The organism is Lamprocystis purpurea DSM 4197 (genome assembly GCF_000379525.1).
Classification (GTDB): Bacteria; Pseudomonadota; Gammaproteobacteria; order Chromatiales; family Chromatiaceae; genus Thiodictyon; species Thiodictyon purpureum.
This window is the reverse complement of record NZ_KB902362.1, coordinates 117,907-135,222: the sequence shown is the minus strand read 5'-3', so window position 1 is coordinate 135,222 and position 17,316 is coordinate 117,907. Positions and strand designations below refer to the sequence as shown.

The 17,316-nt window shown below is 67.5% G+C and carries 14 protein-coding genes; 6 read left to right on the top strand and 8 right to left on the bottom strand.

The window, feature by feature from the left end:
* Positions 1 to 154 precede the first annotated feature (154 nt).
* Positions 155 to 2,413: a 2OG-Fe(II) oxygenase gene (locus tag A39O_RS0100535; protein ID WP_020502758.1), complete on the top strand. Its 2,259-nt coding sequence runs from the start codon at positions 155 to 157 to the stop codon at positions 2,411 to 2,413.
* A gap of 56 nt (positions 2,414 to 2,469) precedes the next feature.
* On the opposite strand, the gene A39O_RS0100530 is transcribed toward A39O_RS0100535, so the two are convergent.
* Complete coding sequence (locus tag A39O_RS0100530) at positions 2,470 to 3,273, bottom strand: alpha/beta fold hydrolase (RefSeq protein WP_020502757.1); 804 nt, start codon at positions 3,271 to 3,273, stop codon at positions 2,470 to 2,472.
* Positions 3,274 to 3,408: 135 nt separating this feature from the next.
* Between A39O_RS0100530 and A39O_RS0100525 the strand changes: the two genes are divergently transcribed.
* Positions 3,409 to 4,215 (top strand): UDP-2,3-diacylglucosamine diphosphatase, encoded by an 807-nt coding sequence (locus A39O_RS0100525; RefSeq protein ID WP_026199056.1) that lies wholly within the window; start codon positions 3,409 to 3,411, stop codon positions 4,213 to 4,215.
* Between the two features lie 327 nt (positions 4,216 to 4,542).
* On the opposite strand, the gene A39O_RS0100520 is transcribed toward A39O_RS0100525, so the two are convergent.
* Genes A39O_RS0100520 through A39O_RS0100510 form a run of 3 tightly spaced genes read right to left on the bottom strand, consistent with a single transcriptional unit; the run spans position 4,543 to position 10,156 of the window.
* Positions 4,543 to 6,114 (bottom strand): hypothetical protein, encoded by a 1,572-nt coding sequence (locus tag A39O_RS0100520; protein ID WP_020502755.1) that lies wholly within the window; start codon positions 6,112 to 6,114, stop codon positions 4,543 to 4,545.
* A complete protein-coding gene (locus tag A39O_RS0100515; protein WP_020502754.1) occupies positions 6,111 to 7,823 on the bottom strand; it encodes a TRAFAC clade GTPase domain-containing protein in 1,713 nt (570 codons plus the stop codon). Before A39O_RS0100515 ends, A39O_RS0100520 begins: the two co-directional genes overlap by 4 nt.
* Positions 7,820 to 10,156 carry a hypothetical protein gene (locus tag A39O_RS0100510; RefSeq protein ID WP_026199055.1) on the bottom strand — a complete coding sequence of 779 codons (2,337 nt, stop codon included), beginning with the start codon at positions 10,154 to 10,156 and terminating at the stop codon, positions 7,820 to 7,822. Before A39O_RS0100510 ends, A39O_RS0100515 begins: the two co-directional genes overlap by 4 nt.
* A 255-nt stretch (positions 10,157 to 10,411) precedes the next feature.
* Here A39O_RS0100510 and A39O_RS0100505 point away from each other — a divergent pair, with 255 nt between their 5' ends.
* Genes A39O_RS0100505 through A39O_RS0100490 form a run of 4 tightly spaced genes read left to right on the top strand, consistent with a single transcriptional unit; the run spans position 10,412 to position 13,509 of the window.
* A complete protein-coding gene (locus tag A39O_RS0100505) occupies positions 10,412 to 10,894 on the top strand; it encodes a MaoC/PaaZ C-terminal domain-containing protein (RefSeq protein ID WP_020502752.1) in 483 nt (160 codons plus the stop codon).
* Between the two features lie 41 nt (positions 10,895 to 10,935).
* Positions 10,936 to 11,475, top strand: a complete 540-nt coding sequence (locus A39O_RS0100500) for a flavoprotein (RefSeq protein ID WP_020502751.1) — start codon at positions 10,936 to 10,938, stop codon at positions 11,473 to 11,475.
* Positions 11,472 to 12,911: a DUF6513 domain-containing protein gene (locus A39O_RS0100495; protein ID WP_020502750.1), complete on the top strand. Its 1,440-nt coding sequence runs from the start codon at positions 11,472 to 11,474 to the stop codon at positions 12,909 to 12,911. The genes A39O_RS0100500 and A39O_RS0100495 overlap by 4 nt, the downstream gene beginning before the upstream one ends.
* Entirely contained in the window at positions 12,898 to 13,509 is a 612-nt protein-coding gene (locus tag A39O_RS0100490; protein WP_020502749.1) for a DUF447 domain-containing protein, read from the top strand. The genes A39O_RS0100495 and A39O_RS0100490 overlap by 14 nt, the downstream gene beginning before the upstream one ends.
* Here A39O_RS0100490 and A39O_RS0100485 read toward each other — a convergent pair.
* The 4 genes from A39O_RS0100485 to A39O_RS40115 all read right to left on the bottom strand — a co-directional run bounded on the left by A39O_RS0100485 (position 13,463) and on the right by A39O_RS40115 (position 17,155).
* Positions 13,463 to 13,933 carry a hypothetical protein gene (locus A39O_RS0100485; RefSeq protein WP_020502748.1) on the bottom strand — a complete coding sequence of 157 codons (471 nt, stop codon included), beginning with the start codon at positions 13,931 to 13,933 and terminating at the stop codon, positions 13,463 to 13,465. The two genes, A39O_RS0100490 and A39O_RS0100485, sit on opposite strands and share 47 nt — an antisense overlap.
* Entirely contained in the window at positions 13,933 to 15,069 is a 1,137-nt protein-coding gene (locus A39O_RS31350) for an MraY family glycosyltransferase (protein ID WP_051088741.1), read from the bottom strand. Before A39O_RS31350 ends, A39O_RS0100485 begins: the two co-directional genes overlap by 1 nt.
* 67 nt (positions 15,070 to 15,136) lie before the next feature.
* Positions 15,137 to 16,654: an O-antigen ligase family protein gene (locus A39O_RS0100475; RefSeq protein WP_245561676.1), complete on the bottom strand. Its 1,518-nt coding sequence runs from the start codon at positions 16,652 to 16,654 to the stop codon at positions 15,137 to 15,139.
* Between the two features lie 201 nt (positions 16,655 to 16,855).
* Positions 16,856 to 17,155: a hypothetical protein gene (locus A39O_RS40115; protein ID WP_157639536.1), complete on the bottom strand. Its 300-nt coding sequence runs from the start codon at positions 17,153 to 17,155 to the stop codon at positions 16,856 to 16,858.
* Positions 17,156 to 17,316 lie beyond the last annotated feature (161 nt).

Here is a 17,316-nt window from a genome sequence, read left to right as displayed (position 1 = left end):
GGAGGCCGCTCCCACGAGGACTTCCTGTCTCGAGGTGGTCGATTCCCCCTTCCATGCACAGGATAAACCCTGTCGTTATCCTGCCGAGCCGCCGCCGAGGTGAGATAATGCGCCGATCACCCCCGACGCTGACCTCGCACCAGGACCAGCACCCATGCCCGATCTCGCCCAGTCCTTTGCCGACATCCTCGCCGCGGTCCAACGCCCCGGCGGTTTCCATGTCGCCGGCTCATTCGACATCCACCCGCCGCGCCTGGTGGTGACAGGGGTCGGCTCAATCGCACTGCCGCTGCTGCCGGTGCAGGCCGAGGCCTTGCTGCGGGTGGCCGAGCAGGCGCCCTACGGGCGGGGGCCCGAGACCCTGGTCGACACGGCCGTGCGCCGCACCTGGCAGGTGGACGGCGCGCGGGTCGCCCTCACCGGTCAGCGCTGGTCGGCGGATTTGGCCGCGGTGGTGGAGCGGGTCCGCCGCGGGCTGGCGGTCGCGGGCGCCATCGAGGCACAACTCTACAAACTCCTGATCTACGACACCGGCAGCTTCTTCGTCCCCCACCGCGACACCGAGAAGGCGCCCGGCATGTTCGCCACACTGGTCGTCGTGCTGCCCTGCGATTACAGCGGCGGCGAACTGATCATTCGCCATCGCGGCCAGGAGGTGCGGGTCGACCTGCATCGTGACGAACCCTCCGAGGCGGCCTTCGCCGCCTTCTATGCCGACTGTCTGCACGAGGTCCTGCCGATCGCCTCCGGCTATCGTCTGGCGCTGATCTACAACCTGGTGCGCGTCGGCCCCGGACCCTTGCCGCAGGCGCCGGATTACGGCACCGAGCAGCAGCGGCTCGTTCAACTGCTCGGTGGCTGGAATACCTCGACGGCAGCGCCCGACGAGACCCCGGCCAAGCTCGTCTATCCGCTGGAACATGCCTACACGCAGGCGGAGATCGCCTTCGCCGCCCTCAAGGGCAAGGACGCGGCCATCGCGCAATGCCTGATTCCCGCTGCCGACACGGCCGGTTGCGACCTGCATCTGGCGCTGCTCACCGTCACCGAGAGCGGCTGGGCCGAGTACACCGGCGGCGGGCGTTGGGACAGCCCGGATCTCGAGGTCGGTGAAGTGACCGAGACCGACTGGGAAATCCATGACTGGTGTCTGCCTGACGACAGCCGCCCGACGATGGACCCGCTCCCGTTCAGCGCGGACGAGCTGTCACCCGCCGACGCCTTGGCCGATCTGGATGAGGCCGAGCCCGAATTCTCCGAGGCCACCGGCAACGCCGGCGCCTCCTTCGAACGGACCTATCAGCGTGCCGCGCTGATCCTCTGGCCGCGCACCCGCCGGGCCGCGACGCTCGCCGCGGGCGGACTCGGCGTCAGCGTCCCCGCGCTGCTCGCCCTGGTGCACCGCTGGGAGGCGGCCGGGGCCAAGTCCGGGGACCCGTTATGGCACGAGGCGCGGAGCCTGGCCGCGGCGATTCGCACCGGTTGGCCGACGGACCTCTGGACCCGCCGTCAGGCGAGTAACGACGGCCGGATGCGCGACCTGTTCGCGATTCAACTGCGTCTGGATGACCTCGACGGCTGTGCCGACTTCATCGCCCGGCAAAGCGCTGACGGCGCCTATGGGGCCGCGGACAATACCGCCCTGGCCCTGGTGCTCGGGCACCTGCCGACGCAGCGGGCGACGGAATTGCTGCGCGCCGTCATCACCGCCAATGTCGGCCGACTGCCCGGCGCCTGTGCCGGGCTGCTGTTGCGCTGTACGCAGAGCGACGATCCGGCCCGCCGCGCCGCCCTGCAGGCCGCGGCGCGCGCCCTGCTCGACGGGCTCCCGGACGGACATGCGATCGTGCCGCTGCCCAATTGGGAACATCCGGAACCCCTGACCGCGGCCCAGGTCGCCGACGCCGTCACCGCCTTCCTGCGCATCGACGCCGCCATTGCCGAGCAGGCGGTGATGCGCTTCCTGTCGTTGCCGGCGGTCTACAACCTGGACGGGCTGCTGCTCCCGGCCGCGCTGCTGCTCAAGGATGGCGGGACAGACCCGGAGCCCGCGGCGGTGCAGACGCTGCGTCGGGCCGTGCTCGCGCACCTGGATGCGCGCATCGCGCTGCCGCTCGCGCCGCCGCCGGACTGGGCGCGGGACGCCGCAATTCCCTGTTCCTGCAAGCATTGCCAGGGTTTGAGCCGCTTCCTCGCCGCCCCGACCGAGCGGGTCTGGCTGTTCAAGGCGGCCGAGACCGACCGGGGACATGTCGCCGACAAGATCCAGCGCGCCAACGCGGATCTCGACCTGACCACCGACAAGCGCGGCCGCCCCTACACCCTGGTCTGCACCAAGAACCAGGCGAGCTACGAGCGGCGGGTGCGCCAGCGGGCACTGGATTTGCAGCATCGTGAGCGGCTCGTGGGTTGATGCGAGAGCCGTCGAACGGGATAACGGGACGTGGGGGACGGCTTTAAAACCCGCCCCTACACCTTGAGAAACCCCGTCACCGCCGCGACAAAAGCGTCCGGCTGATCGGCATAGACCCAGTGCCCGGCGTTGGCGATGGTGCGCAGGCGCGCCAGGGGAAAGAGTGCGCGGATGCGCGGCAACCCGTATTTCGTCACATAGTCCGAGCGGCTGCCGTAGACGAAGAGCGCGGGGCCGGGAAACCCGCGGCCCTCGGCGGCCGGAAAGCTCAGCAGTTGATCGAGTGAACGGGCCAGCGCATCCAGATTGATACGCCAGCGCCAGGCACCCGCGCCATCGTTATGGGCGCGATCATGGACCAGGTTCTGAAGCAGGTAGCCGCGCACCGCGGCGGAGTGGATGGTCTCCGCCAGACGGGCATCGGCGTCGCGCCGGTGCGCGATCTCCCCCAGCGGCAGGGCCGCCAGGGCGCTCACCAGGACGCCGTGGCGGCTCGGATAGGTCACCGGCGCAATGTCGGCCACCACCAGTGAACCCACCCGCTCCGGCGCCGACAGGGCGAGCCACATGGCGGCCTTGCCCCCCATGCTGTGTCCGACCAGATGCGCTCGCGCAATCCCCAGCCGATCGAGCAACGCGGCCAGGTCCAGGGCCATGGCCGGGTAATCCATGCGCGGGTCCCAGGGGGATGCACCGTGATTGCGCATATCCGGCACCAGCACCAGCCGTTCACCCGCCAGGCGTTGGGCGATGCCGTGCCAGTTGGCCGCGGAACCGAAGAGGCCATGACAGAGCAGCACGGGCAGCGCTGGCGCGGCCCGCTCGCCGTAGTGTCGATGATGCAGTATCAGCGCTGCCATGAAGGCGTCACCGCGTTGTCATCAAGCTGAATAAAAACAAGATTCTTCACGATACCTTCACCGGTTCTCCATCTTCCTGCAACGAAGATTGGAGAGCATAGGGAGCAAATGAAACAAACAAACGGAATGAGCAGGATGTCTGAGGTCAAGCGTATGCAGCCCCTGAAGTATCGCAGCATCTTCATCTCCGATGTGCACCTGGGTTTTCGCGGCTGCCAGGCCGGCTATCTGCTGGACTTTCTCCAGTCCACCCAGTGTAAGCACCTCTATCTGGTGGGGGATATCGTCGATCTGTGGGCGATGCAGAGTTCAGTCTACTGGCCCGAGGCGCATAACGCGGTGGTGCGCGAGGTGCTGGAGAAGGCGCGCAACGGCACCCAGGTCACCTACTGCCCCGGCAACCACGACGAACTGCTGCGCACCCATCTGGGGGTGGATTTCGGCAATGTCGCGGTCCGCGACGAGGTCATCCATGAAACAGCAGACGGCCAGCGCTTTCTGGTGCTGCACGGCGACCGCTTCGACACCGTGGTGCAGGCCGGCCCCTGGCTGGCCCGGCTGGGCGCGCGCGCCTACGACAACCTGCTGGCCCTGAACGGGCTGGTGAGCCGGGTGCGGCGCCATTTCGGGCTGCGCTACTGGTCGCTGGCCGGATATCTCAAACACAAGGTCAAGAACGCCGTGAACTACATCGGCGACTACGAGCAGGCGGTGGCCCAGGAAGCGCGCCGCCGCGGAGTGGACGGCATGATCTGCGGTCACATCCACCATGCCGAGGTACGCGAACTGGGCGGGGTGCGCTACTGCAACTGCGGCGACTGGGTGGAAAGCTGTACCGCCCTGGTGGAACACCACGACGGCCGGCTGGAACTGCTGCGCTGGACCGATGCCCTGCCCGAAACCATCGCCGACCTGGTCCCCGCGCTGGCACGGGCCGCGTAGGATGCGGTGAGGCACGGACACTGGTGGCAATCGTCGCTCCGGCCGGATCGATCGATCGATTGGAATTATCCACTTTTCGCAATGATGACCGAAAACGACCGCCAGACGGGGGAGCGCCCCGTTAGCCTGACACAACTTTCATGTTCAGGGGTGGCAGGGCGACCTTCCATGACCGTTAGCCGCACGTGGGCCACGCGGTAGTCGCGCGCTGTCGCCGAAATTTGGAATTGCTGTGCCATCGCAATGCCGTAGGTTGGGGTGACGAAGGAACCCCAACGATCCCAGGCGTTGGCCGTTGGGGTTCCTTCGTCACCCCAACCTACCAGGCTATTCGTGTAACAGCAGTTCCCGCAAGCCGTGCCCAAGCGGCGTCTTGCCGGGTCCGGCAAGCCAGTCCGTCACCCAGGCGCGGATATCCGCAACCAGCGACGCGTCGGGACAGGCCAGGCTGTGTTCGATCATCCGCCGCAGCGCCGACTCGCCATGGGCGGCCAGGGCCTCGGCAGCGGCAGGATCGGCGGCCAACGCGCAGAGCAACGCCGGCACCCGCGGGTTATCCGGCAGGCCCACCAGTGCGAGCGTGTGCGGGTGCGGCAGCAGGAACAAGGCGGCGGCGCGCAATTGGTCGATCTTGATCTCCCATTCAAGCGCATCGACGCCCGCGGGCAGTGTCTCCCGCAGGGTCTTGATCCAGCCGATCAACGGATGCCCGGCCGGGTCCTCACCAGGCACCGGCAGGAGCTGTCCCCCGGCTTCGATCAGGTCAGCCGCCAGGAGCGACAAATCCAAACGGCGCAGGGCGATGTGATCCGCAAAGTGATAAAGATAGCGCAGCCCCGGCGACTCGACGGACGCTGTGCGGGCAAGCTGCATTCGCCGCGGATATCCACCGCGGTCCGCCGAGTCGATCGGCGTGCCGCGCGGACGCCGCGGCTGGGCCGGGTGGCGCGACCCCGGATCGAACGGATCGGGCGGTTCGAACGCCGGGGCGGATCCGGCGTGCATCCGACTTGGCGGTCCGGCATCCAGGCATCCAGGGTCACGGTTCACCAGTGCCTGCGCCAGCACGGCACCCCGCTCCAGGAACTCCGATGCAACCTCCGGCACGGCACCGGATTGCCCGGTGACGACCAGATCCCAGTTGTGCGCCAAATCCGGCGGATCGATCAGCACGCCGGGCACCCAGGCGCTCAGCGACAGCCGCCCGGCCTGTTCCGCGGTCAGCGGCAGCAGCAGTGCCGCCAGCGCGGCCGGCGGCAGCGGCGAGGCCTGCCCGCGCAGCATCACCGGGCGCACCCCGGCCAGGAGACCGGCATAGAGTGCGGCCAGTGACGGCTGGTCCAGCGTCTCCAACAAAGCGTCGATGCCGGCCGCGACCGCCGCCTCCACGTCAGCACGCGCGATCCGCAACTGCGGGCAGACGTCCCCACCCAGCGGCAAGGCGTAGTCAGACCGCTGCCAGTCGCCCTCACCCACCCGATCCCACCAGAGCCGGTCATCGGCATGGGCCACGGCCGGCAGCAGCAGCACGGCGGCGAGTGCCGCCGGAACCTCCGCGGACGGTCGGTGCCAGTGCAGCACCTGCTTCTCCAGCACGCCGGCACGCTGCGCGGCATCCAGGGCACGACTGGCGTAGGTGCCGATCGCGAAGTAGTCCTGACCCGTCGGTTCCCAGGGCGCACGCCAGGCGGTGGCCCGGACCGCGCGGTCTTCGCTGCCGATGCGCAGCCGTCGATGCAGGTCCGGCGCTTGACCGGCGAAGCCGCTGCTGCGCGCGATCCAACGGTAATCGGAGGCCTGCCGATGCACCTTGCCCCAGATGCCGATCTCGCAGCGCAGGACCTCGCCCAGCAGGGCCGTGGCGCCCGACAGCGCCGGCCACCGGAGCGGATCGCTCATGACCGCAGCTCCCGGATCAGCCAGTCGATCGGGGCCATCAGATTGAACGGCGGGCCGCTGTTGATGCGCGGCCGCAGCGCCTCGTCATAGAAGAACACGGGCTCGATGGCCCCGTGCTGCATCCGCACCCCGGCCGCGGAGACCGGGAACAGGGCAAAGCGGGCAAAGCGGCTCTCCAGATAATTCAGCAGACGGGCATCGAGATGCGCCGCGGCAAACTCGGCCGGCTCGCGCAACGCCATCCGATAATCCTCCGGGGTCGCGATCAACTCGTCGGCCTTGGTCACGCAGACGGCCACCGGCCGCGGGTCTTGGCCGGCCGGACCACCGGACGCCGAACCCTGCCCGGCGGCCAGCAGGGTTCGCTCGAAGGTATGTGAGACCTCGTTGAAGACCCGATCGTCGCGCCGGTTCGGGTCGAGCAGGAGGATGATCCCGTCGGCTTGCAGCAGCCGCTCCAACACCTCCGAATGCAGCGCCTCATAGTCGGCACCGGCGCGGTCCTCGAGCGCCAGCGTCACCTGTTCACCCGTGTGCCGATGGCGCAAACGGCAGACCAGATTCAGTGAGGTGCCCAAGGCCGTGCCGGGCGGAAAGGCGTTTCTCGAATAGAGGGTGTCGCGCATCATCTCAAAGAAGTCCAGCCCGCTGTCGCCCGGATAGATATCCCAGTCGCCCCCGTCGGCGCCGCTCAACTGCCAGTACAGTTGGCCCAGGAACACGGTCTTGCCGGAGCCCGACGGACCCCAAAGCGTCAGCCGGGTCGGCTCCGGCGCCGACCCGCCGGACGCGCCGGACGACCGCGGCACGGTCGTCCGGGCCAAGTCACGCGGGTCGTCGCGAAAGATCGCCGCGGCCATGGCGCTACCCTGGGCCAGGATCCCGGCATCCGGCGCGGCACCGGTCACCGGATCGACCGCGGCGGGCGGCGGCAGGCTGCCGTCACTGCCGAGGATCAGATCCCAGTGTTGGCGCAGCGTCTCCGGCGCGGGACTGGTCGACGGCAGCCAGGCGATCAGTGAGGCGCGGTCCGCGATCACGCGCGGCAACGGCAGCAGCAGCGCGGCCAGCGCGGCGGGGCCGAGTGGTTCGAGCGGCTGCGGCGGAAAGCATCCACGCTGACCGGCCAGCAGACGGGCATACAGGACCCCGAGATCGGCCTCGCGAAAGCGGCGGCGCAGTTCCGCCGTGCCGGCCCGGATGGTTCGCAGCAACAGCACCGGATCAACGGTCGGCCGCGGCACCTGATCGACGCCCAGGGTGACGAAGAGGTGCTCCGCGAACGGGTCACGCTCCCGACCCTGCCACACCGAGTCGTCGACGGTGGCCGCCAGCGGGAGCAGGATCAGGGCACCCAGCACCGCCGGCAAGTCATCGGGGCGCTGCCATTCCAGCACCTGCTTTTCCAGAAAGGGCCGCCCCTGCGTATCCGGGGCGCGCCCCGGATAACAGTGCACCGCCTGATACAGGTTGGCATCGCTGCGCCAGAGCAGGGTCGCGCGCATCACGTCCTCGCTCCCCAGCCCCAGATGCCGGGCCAGGTCCGAGGTCGGGCCGGAGAACCCGGCGCCGGCGGCGATCCAATGAAAATCCGCGGCGTCGCCCGGCGCCTTGCCGAGCACACCCAGTTCGCAGCGCAGCGCGGTGGGCAAGGTCCGCGGCAGGCCGGCCAGGGCGGGCCAACTGGAGAGCGGGTCCTGATCGCTCATCGCAGGTGCGGCTGCGCCAGTTCCGCGAGCCGTCGGCGCAGCCGCGCCGACGGCGGCTGCTCCGGGGGCAGCGCCGCGACTTCGTCGACCACCGCCTGCACCAGCCCGTCCCGGGTACGCCGGACATCCTGCTGCAGGAGCCGCAGGTGACCCGCGATCTCACGGGCCGCCAGCCGCTGGGCCTGATGCTCCAGCAGCCCGAGCAGACCTTCAGCCTCCCGGAGCTGCCACTCCTGGGCGTTTCCCGGCCAGCGCGTCCCCAGGGGCGGATGCACCAAGGCCTCGACCCGCAGATAGAGGTCCGGACAGTAACCCTGGAGTGACAGCCCGTTGAACCGGCGCAGTCGCTCCGCCAGCCGCTCGCGGCGCTCCGCCAGCCGCCGGGTGGCGGTCGCAAAGCGCTTGAGGAGATGCTCGGTGTGCTCGCTCAACTCGGCCAGCGCCGCGATCCGCTCCACTGGATCGCTCAGGCGCAACGGGTCCTGCCGCTCCAATTGGCGCAGCATCAGTTCACGCTCGCCGCGATCATTATGACCGAGGCGCTCCGCCGGGATAGCGGCCAGGGCTTGCTGCAAGGCCGCGGCAGCGGCCTGACGTTCCTGCGCTTCGGCGGCCAGCAGGACCTCGACCCGCGCACGCTGCGTGCGAACGCGTTCGAGATGTTCTGCGCACGCGTCCAAGTCAGCGGGGATCACCGGGGGCAAAGGCGCGAAGTCCAGACCGTCGGCACGGACCCGGTCCGGGTTCAGCACGGCCAGCGCCTGACGGACGCGCCGCGTGTCCGCACCAATTTCCTCGGCACAGACATCGGCGAACCGGGCCTCGGCCTCGCCGAGCCGTCCGGCCTGGTCGTCCAGTTGCAACCGCTCCTGTTCCAGGCTGGTCCGGCAGCTAACTGGATCGGCCGGCTGGCCGGCCTCCAGCTCGAATTCCAGCGGGGCCGGCATCAGTGCGGGCAGCACGATCCCGAGTCGCGCGGCAGCCGCGATGAGCCATGCAAGGCGCCGCTGCAGGGCCGCCCGGACCGCTTCCAGCGCGGCGTGATCGTCGCGGATCGCCCGTTCCAGGTCATCGAGCGTGCTGCGCAAGACGCGCATCCGCTGCACATCGGCGAGCAGCACCAACGCATCCACCCCTTGGCCGGCGCGACTCAAGGATTGAAACGTCTCCTGCAAGCCCTCGAGCTGATTGTCCTTTTCATCCAATCGGGGGATCAGGCGCAAGGCGTCGAGACGCTGCCGACAGTCGGTCAGATACTGGTTGAAGCGATCCAACAGATCCGTCTCGGAACGCTTGACGCGCGCATGGAAGGCGGCATTGGTCTCGCGCAACTGCTCGCACCAGTCCTCGAAATCGCGGGGATTGTCGGGCGCCTCCAGCCGCAGGTCGCGCAGTTGCTCCTCGATCCGCGCATCCGGACCGACCAGTTCGGTGAACAGGGCATAGCGCCCCTCCAGGTCCGTGATCCCGTCGCCGCGGACGGCGGCGGCCTGCTCCAACAGCGCCTGCTCCAGGGTCCGGGCCTGATCGAACAGATCCAGGAAGGTGCGATCGTCCTCGCCGGGCCAGTCCCGGCGCTTGGCCATGAAGCGTGTCGACAAGGCGGCACAGGGCTCGGCGTCCGCGCCCAGGACCCGTGCCCAGCGCGGCAGGTCCTTGATGATTTTCTCGGTCTCCTTGATCTCGCGGGGTTGCTCGCGGCGCACCAACTGGTCCAGGGGATCAACCAGCCCTTTGAACTCGGCGCGCCAGGAGGCGGTCGGTCCCTCACGACAGAGGCGTTCACCCAGTTCCGGCAGGGCGGCGGCCAGGGCCGCGGTGCGGGTCGAGGCGCGAACCTTCGCCAGGGCATCTTCCGCCGTCAGCCACAGGGCCAGGGCCTCGTTCAGCCGGACACTGGCGGCCTCGGCCTCCTCGCAGCGGCGCTGATCCACCATCAGGTCATCGTCGGTCCGCGCCTGCCGACCCAGGCGGCGCAGCACGGCGCCGATCCGCTCGACCAGCGCCGGAATGCAGTCCGGGGCTTGCAGTGTCCCGTCCGTGATCCGCTCCAGGGTCTGCGCGATGGCCTTGAGCCGCCCATCGATCCGCTCGATCCGGTCGAACAGCAAACGCAGCGCCTGGCCGCGTTCGGTCAGTTCATGGACCCGCGGCAACAGCCCCGCGGCACTCTGGCCGAGACCCAGGATTCCGCGCCAGGACCGCGCAGCCTCGACCTCGGCCAGCAGCGCCGCACGTTCACGATGAAACGACTCGGCGCCGAGCGGCACCCGAGTCCCTGCTTCACGCAGTCGATCGTCCAATTCGATCAACACGATCCGGTTGCTTGCCATGTTGCCGGCTCCGTCCCAGGTTGTCACTGCCGCGCCCGTGCAACGCGTCCATTCGACGCCACACGGCGACAGCGTGGAGCGTACATCGGACCTCGTCCGGGCTCCAGTGCAGAGAGAAACGACGCGATGCGAGAGAATCCTCGCGGGTATCACGGGTATCATAAGCTCGATTACGATTACGACAACGACAACGACAACGACAACGACAACGATTGTGTTTCACTTGTTCTTGATTCGTCACTGAAGAAAATGCCAATGACCAACAGCTCCCTGCCAAAGACCGATTGCCTTACCGCCGCCATGTTGACCGTGGGGCAAAGCCGCACCGAGCGACTGCGTTTCACCCGCGACCAGGTCGACACCTACTGCGCCCTGACCGGCGATGCCAACGCGATCCACCGCGATCTGGAGGCCGCCCGTCGGCGGTTTCCGGGGGTGACGGATATTGTGGTGCCCGGCGGGCTGATTCAGAGCACCATCTCGGGGATCTTCGGCACCCGTTTTCCAGGCGACGGCGCACTCGGGCTCACCTTCGTCCCCGAGCGCTTCCGCAAGCCCGTGCTCCCGGACGAGGAAGTGGTGGTCAATTTTGAGATCACCCGCATCAAGGGTCCCATCATCGAGCTGGAGATGACCGTCACGGACACGCGGGGAACGCGTTTGACCAGCGCCACGGCCAAGGTCCTGGCGCCGGACCCGGCCTATCGGGACTGGTGGGAACAGCAAACGCAACGCTGACCGCCGGCCTCTCTGTTCAGGTGCATCGACCCAACCCGGCCATGAAAAACACCGCGACACGCCGCCTCGCCTGGGCCCTGACCGGCTCCGGTCACTACATCAGAGAGTGTCTGGCGCTGCTGGAGGGCCGCACTGACCTGGACCTGTTCCTCAGCCGCGCGGCCGCGGAGGTGTTGGCGATGTACGACATCGACCAGACCGCCCTGTGCAAGCGCTTTCCCTGTTATCGCGACAACACCGCCAGCGCCCCGGTGATCGCCCGACTCTATGAAGGCTGGTACTCGCGGTTGGTGGTGGCCCCCGCAACCTCGAACACCGTGGCCAAGATGGTCTGCGGGATCTCCGATACGCTGGTGACCAACCTCTACGCCCAGGCCGGCAAGTGCCGTATTCCAAGCATCGTCTTCGCCTGCGATACCGCCCCGGCCCTGGAGACGCAAGCGCCGGGCGGCCAGGTCATGGTCTATCCGCGCCCGATCGACTTGGACAATGTCGAGCGCCTGCGCGGCTTCGCGTATACCCGCGTGGTCGACACCTTCGATGCGCTGACCCTGGCGCTGGCGGCGGACGGCAGCGCATGAGCGGTCATATCCTCTTTCTCACCGGCCAACTCGCCGAGCCGTCATTGCGACGCCTCCTGGACGGGCTGGACCTGGGGGACACCACCTGGTCCGTGCGCCAACTCGGGGTCAAAGTGGCCGCACTGATGACCGCGGAGATGATCCGGCGCCGGCTCACCGACACTGAACAGGCCGAGCGCATCATCATCCCCGGACGCTGCCGGGGCGACCTCGCCGCCTTAAGTCGGCATTTCGGCATCCCGGTGGAGCGCGGCCCGGACGAACTGATGGACCTGCCGCGCTACCTCGGGTGCGCCGGCCGGATGCCGGACCTGTCGGGCTATCTGGTGCGCATCTTCGCCGAGATCGTCGAGGCCCCGCGCCTGAGCATCGCACAGATCCTGGAGCGCGCGGCCGGATACCGGGCCGACGGTGCCGATGTGATCGACCTGGGCTGCCTGCCCGATACGCCGTTCGACCATTTGGAGGCCAGTGTAGCTGCGCTCAAAGCGGCCGGCCATCTGGTCAGCGTCGATTCCATGCAGCCCGCGGAACTGCTGCGCGGCGGCCGTGCCGGGGCCGATTTCCTGCTCAGTCTCACCGAGGACAGCCTCTGGATCGCCGCGGAAGTGGCGTCCTGCCCCGTGCTCATACCCCAACAGCCGGGTGACCTGTCCTCCCTGGAGCGGGCCATGGCGCGGCTGGACGCCCAAGGTCGGCCCTATCTTGCCGATCCCGTGCTGGACCCCATCCATTTCGGCTTCGCCGACTCGCTGGTGCGCTATCACCGCCTGCGGCACGCCCACCCGCGGGCCGAGATCATGATGGGCATCGGCAACCTGACCGAACTCACCGAGGCCGACACCACCGGCATCAATGCCCTGCTGATGGGGCTGATCTCCGAGTTGGCGATCGGCAACATCCTGACGACCCAGGTGAGTCCACACTGCCGCAGCGCCATCCGCGAAGCGGATCGGGCGCGCCGCATCATGCACTGGGCGCGCCGGGAGGGGAGTCTGCCCAAGGCGATCGATGGCGGCCTGACCGCGGTCCACGAGCGCAGCCCCTTCCCCTATCGCCCCGATGAAATCCAGGCACTGGCGGCCGCCGTCCGCGACCCGAACTTCCGCATCCAGGTGAGTGAAGCGGGCATCCATTGCTTCAACCGGGATGGCTTCCACACCGACACCGACCCCTTCGCCTTCTATCCGCTGCTGGGGGTCGAGCACGATGCGGGTCATGCCTTTTATCTCGGCGTCGAACTGGCGCGCGCCCAGATCGCCCTGCAACTCGGCAAGCGCTATGTCCAGGACCAGCCGCTGCAATGGGGCTGCACGGTGCCGCCGGCAGGGTCCGATCCGGTCGGCGATGCGAGGCGCGGGACGACCCGACACCGGCAAGCCCCGCGTTCGGCGGATGAAAAACCGGAGACAGCGTCCACCAATGAACGCAACTGAGGCCCTGATCCAGGAAGTCATCGTCACGACCCGACACCCGGCAGGCCGGGTCCATATCGCCCCCATGGGCATCCGTCGGCACGGGGAGACCATCGTTATTGCCCCCTTCCGGCCCTCCGTCACCCTGGACAATCTGGTCGCGAGTGGATGTGCCGTCGTGAACTACACCGATGATGTCCGCGTCTTCGCCGGCTGTCTCACCGGACGGCGGGACTGGCCCCTGGCCGCGGCGGCGCGCGTCCCGGCGCCGCGCCTCGCGGAGGTCCTGGCCCATACCGAACTTGAGTTGGAGCAGATTGAAGACGACCCGGTGCGCCCGCGTCTGCTCTGCCGTCCGGTCTTCGAGGCGACCCACCGACCTTTTCAGGGTTTCAACCGGGCCCAGGCCGCGGTGGTGGAACTGGCGATCCTGGTCAGCCGCCTCGACCGCTTGCCGGCCGGGAAGATCGCTGCGGAGATCGATTACTTGCGCATTGCGATCGAGAAGACCGCGGGCCCGCGCGAGCAGGCGGCCTGGAACTGGTTGATGGAACGCGTCGCGGGCGTCCGGGTCAGGGATCCGAACTCAGCGCCTTCATCAGCATCGGCAGATCGCTGACCGGCAACCGCCCGGTGACCTCGACCCCGGCGACGAAGCGCTCAAGTGTGCACACCTGGCAGCGCAGCCCCAGATCCAGGACCCAGCGGCCGTCAACCAGCAGGGCCGCATGGGTGACGCGCAGCGGCGCACCGGCGATCAGCAGATACTCCAGCCGGGTCGGCGCATAGCCGTGCCGGCGGATCAGCCGATCCGCCTTGGCGACGGCATACGCCTTGCAGTCCCAGTAGTCCAGTCGCGGCAGATCGGCAACCGCGGGCCACTGGTCAAGACAACTGTCGCGCGGACAGGGTTTCGCCTGACGGTTGACGGCGGCATTCACTTGGAGCAGGGCCGCGTCGGGGGTCATCGGCGGCGCAGGCCGCGTTGTGCAGGCGCTGAACAGCGGCGGGGCCAGCAGGGCCAGGACCCACGCGCCCGACACTAGGGCGCGAGCCGATGATCTGTCGATTCGGACTCATCCGTGACCTCCGGTGACCAGCGGCGCTCACGGCCAGGACGGGGAGTGATCGGCTGTCGGCTCAGCAAGCCGGTCGTGAACCGGTAATACAGCAGGAAGACACCGACAAAGGCGTAGAACCGCAGCGCCTCGGGCATACCCAGCCAATCGGCCAGGACGCCCAGACCGCCCGTGGCGGCGGTCATGCCCAGCAAGATGGCAGTCACCCGGCCATCGCTGAAACCGCGGCCGAGCAGCAGATGATGCAGGTGCTGTCGATCGGCAGCGAAGGGGCTGCGGCCGTCACCGATACGGCGGATGATGACCGTGACCGTATCCAACAACGGCAGAGCCATGATCCACACGGCGGTGATCGGCGCCATGAGCGCCTGCTCTCCCTGCGACAAATGGATCAGAAACCAGCTCAGCACAAAGCCGAGCATGGTACTGCCCGCATCACCCATGAAGACGGTGGCGTGAACACGCCACGGATGCCGGAGGTTGTAGACCAGAAAACCGGCGATGGCCGCGGCCAATACCAGCAGTGCACCAAGAGCGCCGGCATTGGCCGCCGGAGCGCTCAGGCAGAGCACGATCAGCCACCCGGTGACCACGAAGCCGGTCCCACCCGCCAGACCATCCAGCCCGTCGATCATGTTAAAGGCGTTGATCACCCCGATCACGCCGATCAGTGTGAACAGCGCCGCGGCCCAGCCAAGCCGGACCTGGCCCAGACCGAACAGATCGCCGAGATCCCCCAGGACCACATGACTGCCGAAGGCCATCAACAAGACGGCAATTGCCTGAAACAGGAACCGCGTCGTCGGACGACTGGAGTGGAGATCGTCGTAGAGACCAACCAAAGTCAGCAGTGTCATGCCGGTCAGCAGGAACGGCCAATCCGCGGGTTTGACCGGCAACAGCAGCACACCGAGGCAAAAAGCGGCGCACATCGCCACCCCGCCGACCAGCGGTACCGGGTGGCGGTGATGCTTACGGGTGGACGGGTGGTCGACCCATCCCAGTGCCGCGGCCGGCCGATGGAGCATGGCGATCAGACTGGCGATCAATATGAAAACGGCCGGCACTAACCAATATAGCGTGACAAAGGACACATTCATGTGGTCGCTCCTCGATTGGGCAGTGTCGAGTCCAGCCGGACGATTCGTCGAAGGCTACCGGCGTGTCTCAAGCCCCGAACGGATTGCTCTGATTCTCCGGCGGGATACGGTAGTCCGGCTGCGGCGCGGCAGCGCCTGCCGCGGAGGCCCTTTGCTTGCGGTCGCGGCGCCCCTCGTCGCTGCGCGTGCGATGGAAAAACACCGCCGCTACCAAGGCCGTGGCCACCGCGTTCGCCGGGGTCCGCAGGTTGTAGTCAACCAAGGTGTGCAGCATCATCAGCAGCAGCGCGATGCCCGCGCCGGCCTGGGCGAATCGCCAGATCGTCCAGTCCCCGCGTTTCCAGACCCGCCCCCACTGTCGCACATAGAACAGCAGCCAGACCAGGATCAGCACACCGGCAATCAACCCGAACTCCAACAGCCATTCCAGATAGTCATTGTGAGCGCGGTTGATGGTCACCCCCGGAAAACTGGCCGGATGGAACCGCCGCAACACCTCGACGAAAGTCCCGGCACCACTCCCGAGCGGAAAGAACTCACCGATTGCACGCACCGTGGCATCGAAGATTTTCCAGCGCCCGTCCTCGAACGGGTCCGTATAGGTAAACCGACTCCAAACCGGCACCAAGCCGATCAGGCTGGCCGTTCCGACCCCGACGGCGGTAAAGGTACCAATCAACCCGTAGGTGTTACGTCCGCCCAACCGATAGGAAAACATCAGGGTGGACAGCAGGATGCCGACCATCGCCAAGGTCACCCCAGCGCGTGAGCGCGTAAAGATCAGACCCAGCAGAATCGCCAACGACACCGCTCCCAAGGCCGCGGCCTGGTTGATTCGCGTCACGCTGAAGCGCGCCACCCACTGCCGAAATGTCCGCTTGCGCCGGCCGTGGCGCCCCGCGGCATGCGGGGGTCGGGTATGCCCGACCGTGGCCGCGAGCAGCGCCAAGCTCACCGGCAGCGCCATCTCCAGCAGGCCGGCCAAGTGGTTTCGATTGAGGTAAGTCCCTAAAGCACTGTCGGTCTGCGCGGCGCTGCCGTATTGAGCCAACCCCAACAGTGCCTGCAGGGTGGCGATCCCCAGGAAGACCAAGACCAGGATCAGCAACCGCTCCCGGTCGAGTCGCAGGGCAACCACAAAGACCGCCAGCGGCGGCAACAGCGCCAACCAGGCGGCCTCGGTTGCACTCGGGATGAGCGAAATCGCTCGCCAATCGAGACCGCTGCTGTTGCCGTTTGCCAAGCGGATCGACTCGGCATAGAACGCACGCCCTGGCAGTTCCGCCCAGAGACCCATCGTGACCGGCAATAACTGAATCAGCGGCACCAACGACAACAAGATCAGGAAGCTCTGCAACGGCCTGGATAGCGGTCGACCAGCACCGGAAACGGGCGCCGCGCGGTGCATCGGAGCCCGCCAGGGAAGCAGGACGCTGACGAGCAATGCCAGCGCCACCAGTTCCGCAATCATCATCGGCAACGGCCGCCGACTGGCCCCGAGAAACAGCGCGGCGAACACCATCAACGCGGCGAGTGCAAATAGCATCGCCGCGCCGGGCACCGCGGCGCCGTCGGATTCCTTCACGACCATCAGAGGTCAGTTCGCCGTTTCGGATTAATCGCCGGCAGGCTCACCCTCCGGTACTGGTAGGTCCATCCTCTTGTCTCCTCGATTCCGATACTGCGACCGCGACGCCAGCGACTAAAGCAACTGCGACAACAGCGGTACCGATTGCGCCCAACCCCACCGCTGCGCCTGCGGCCACAAAAGCAGAGCCCACCGTACCTAGGCCGCCGGCAACCGCCCCGGCCGCTCCGGCCGCACCAGCGGTCCCAGCCGCGCCAGCACCAGCACCAGCACCAGCACCCGCTCCGCCGCCGGCCGCAGCACCCGCGCCGACGCCCGCTTCACCGCCGGCGCCGGCGCCCGCTCCACCGCTGCCGTACCAAGCGCCAGCCTTGCGACGCTTCTTCTTATCGTCAGGTTTGCTGTTGCCGAATCCTTCAAAGGCCTGACCGATCGGCTGTCCGGAAAATGCAGCGGTACTCCGGACCACTGACCGACCGGAACGACACTGATCGGCATCACCGATCGCAAGAATGCTATTTTCCGGCATGACGACAGTGCATCCGTCCTCATAAACAACCTGCACCGCTCCCCCGGCAACCGCGACCACGCGGTTACCGGCGTAGAGCGGCATGGCGTCCTGCGCCAGCCCCATCGACGTGTCCTGACCGACAAAAACC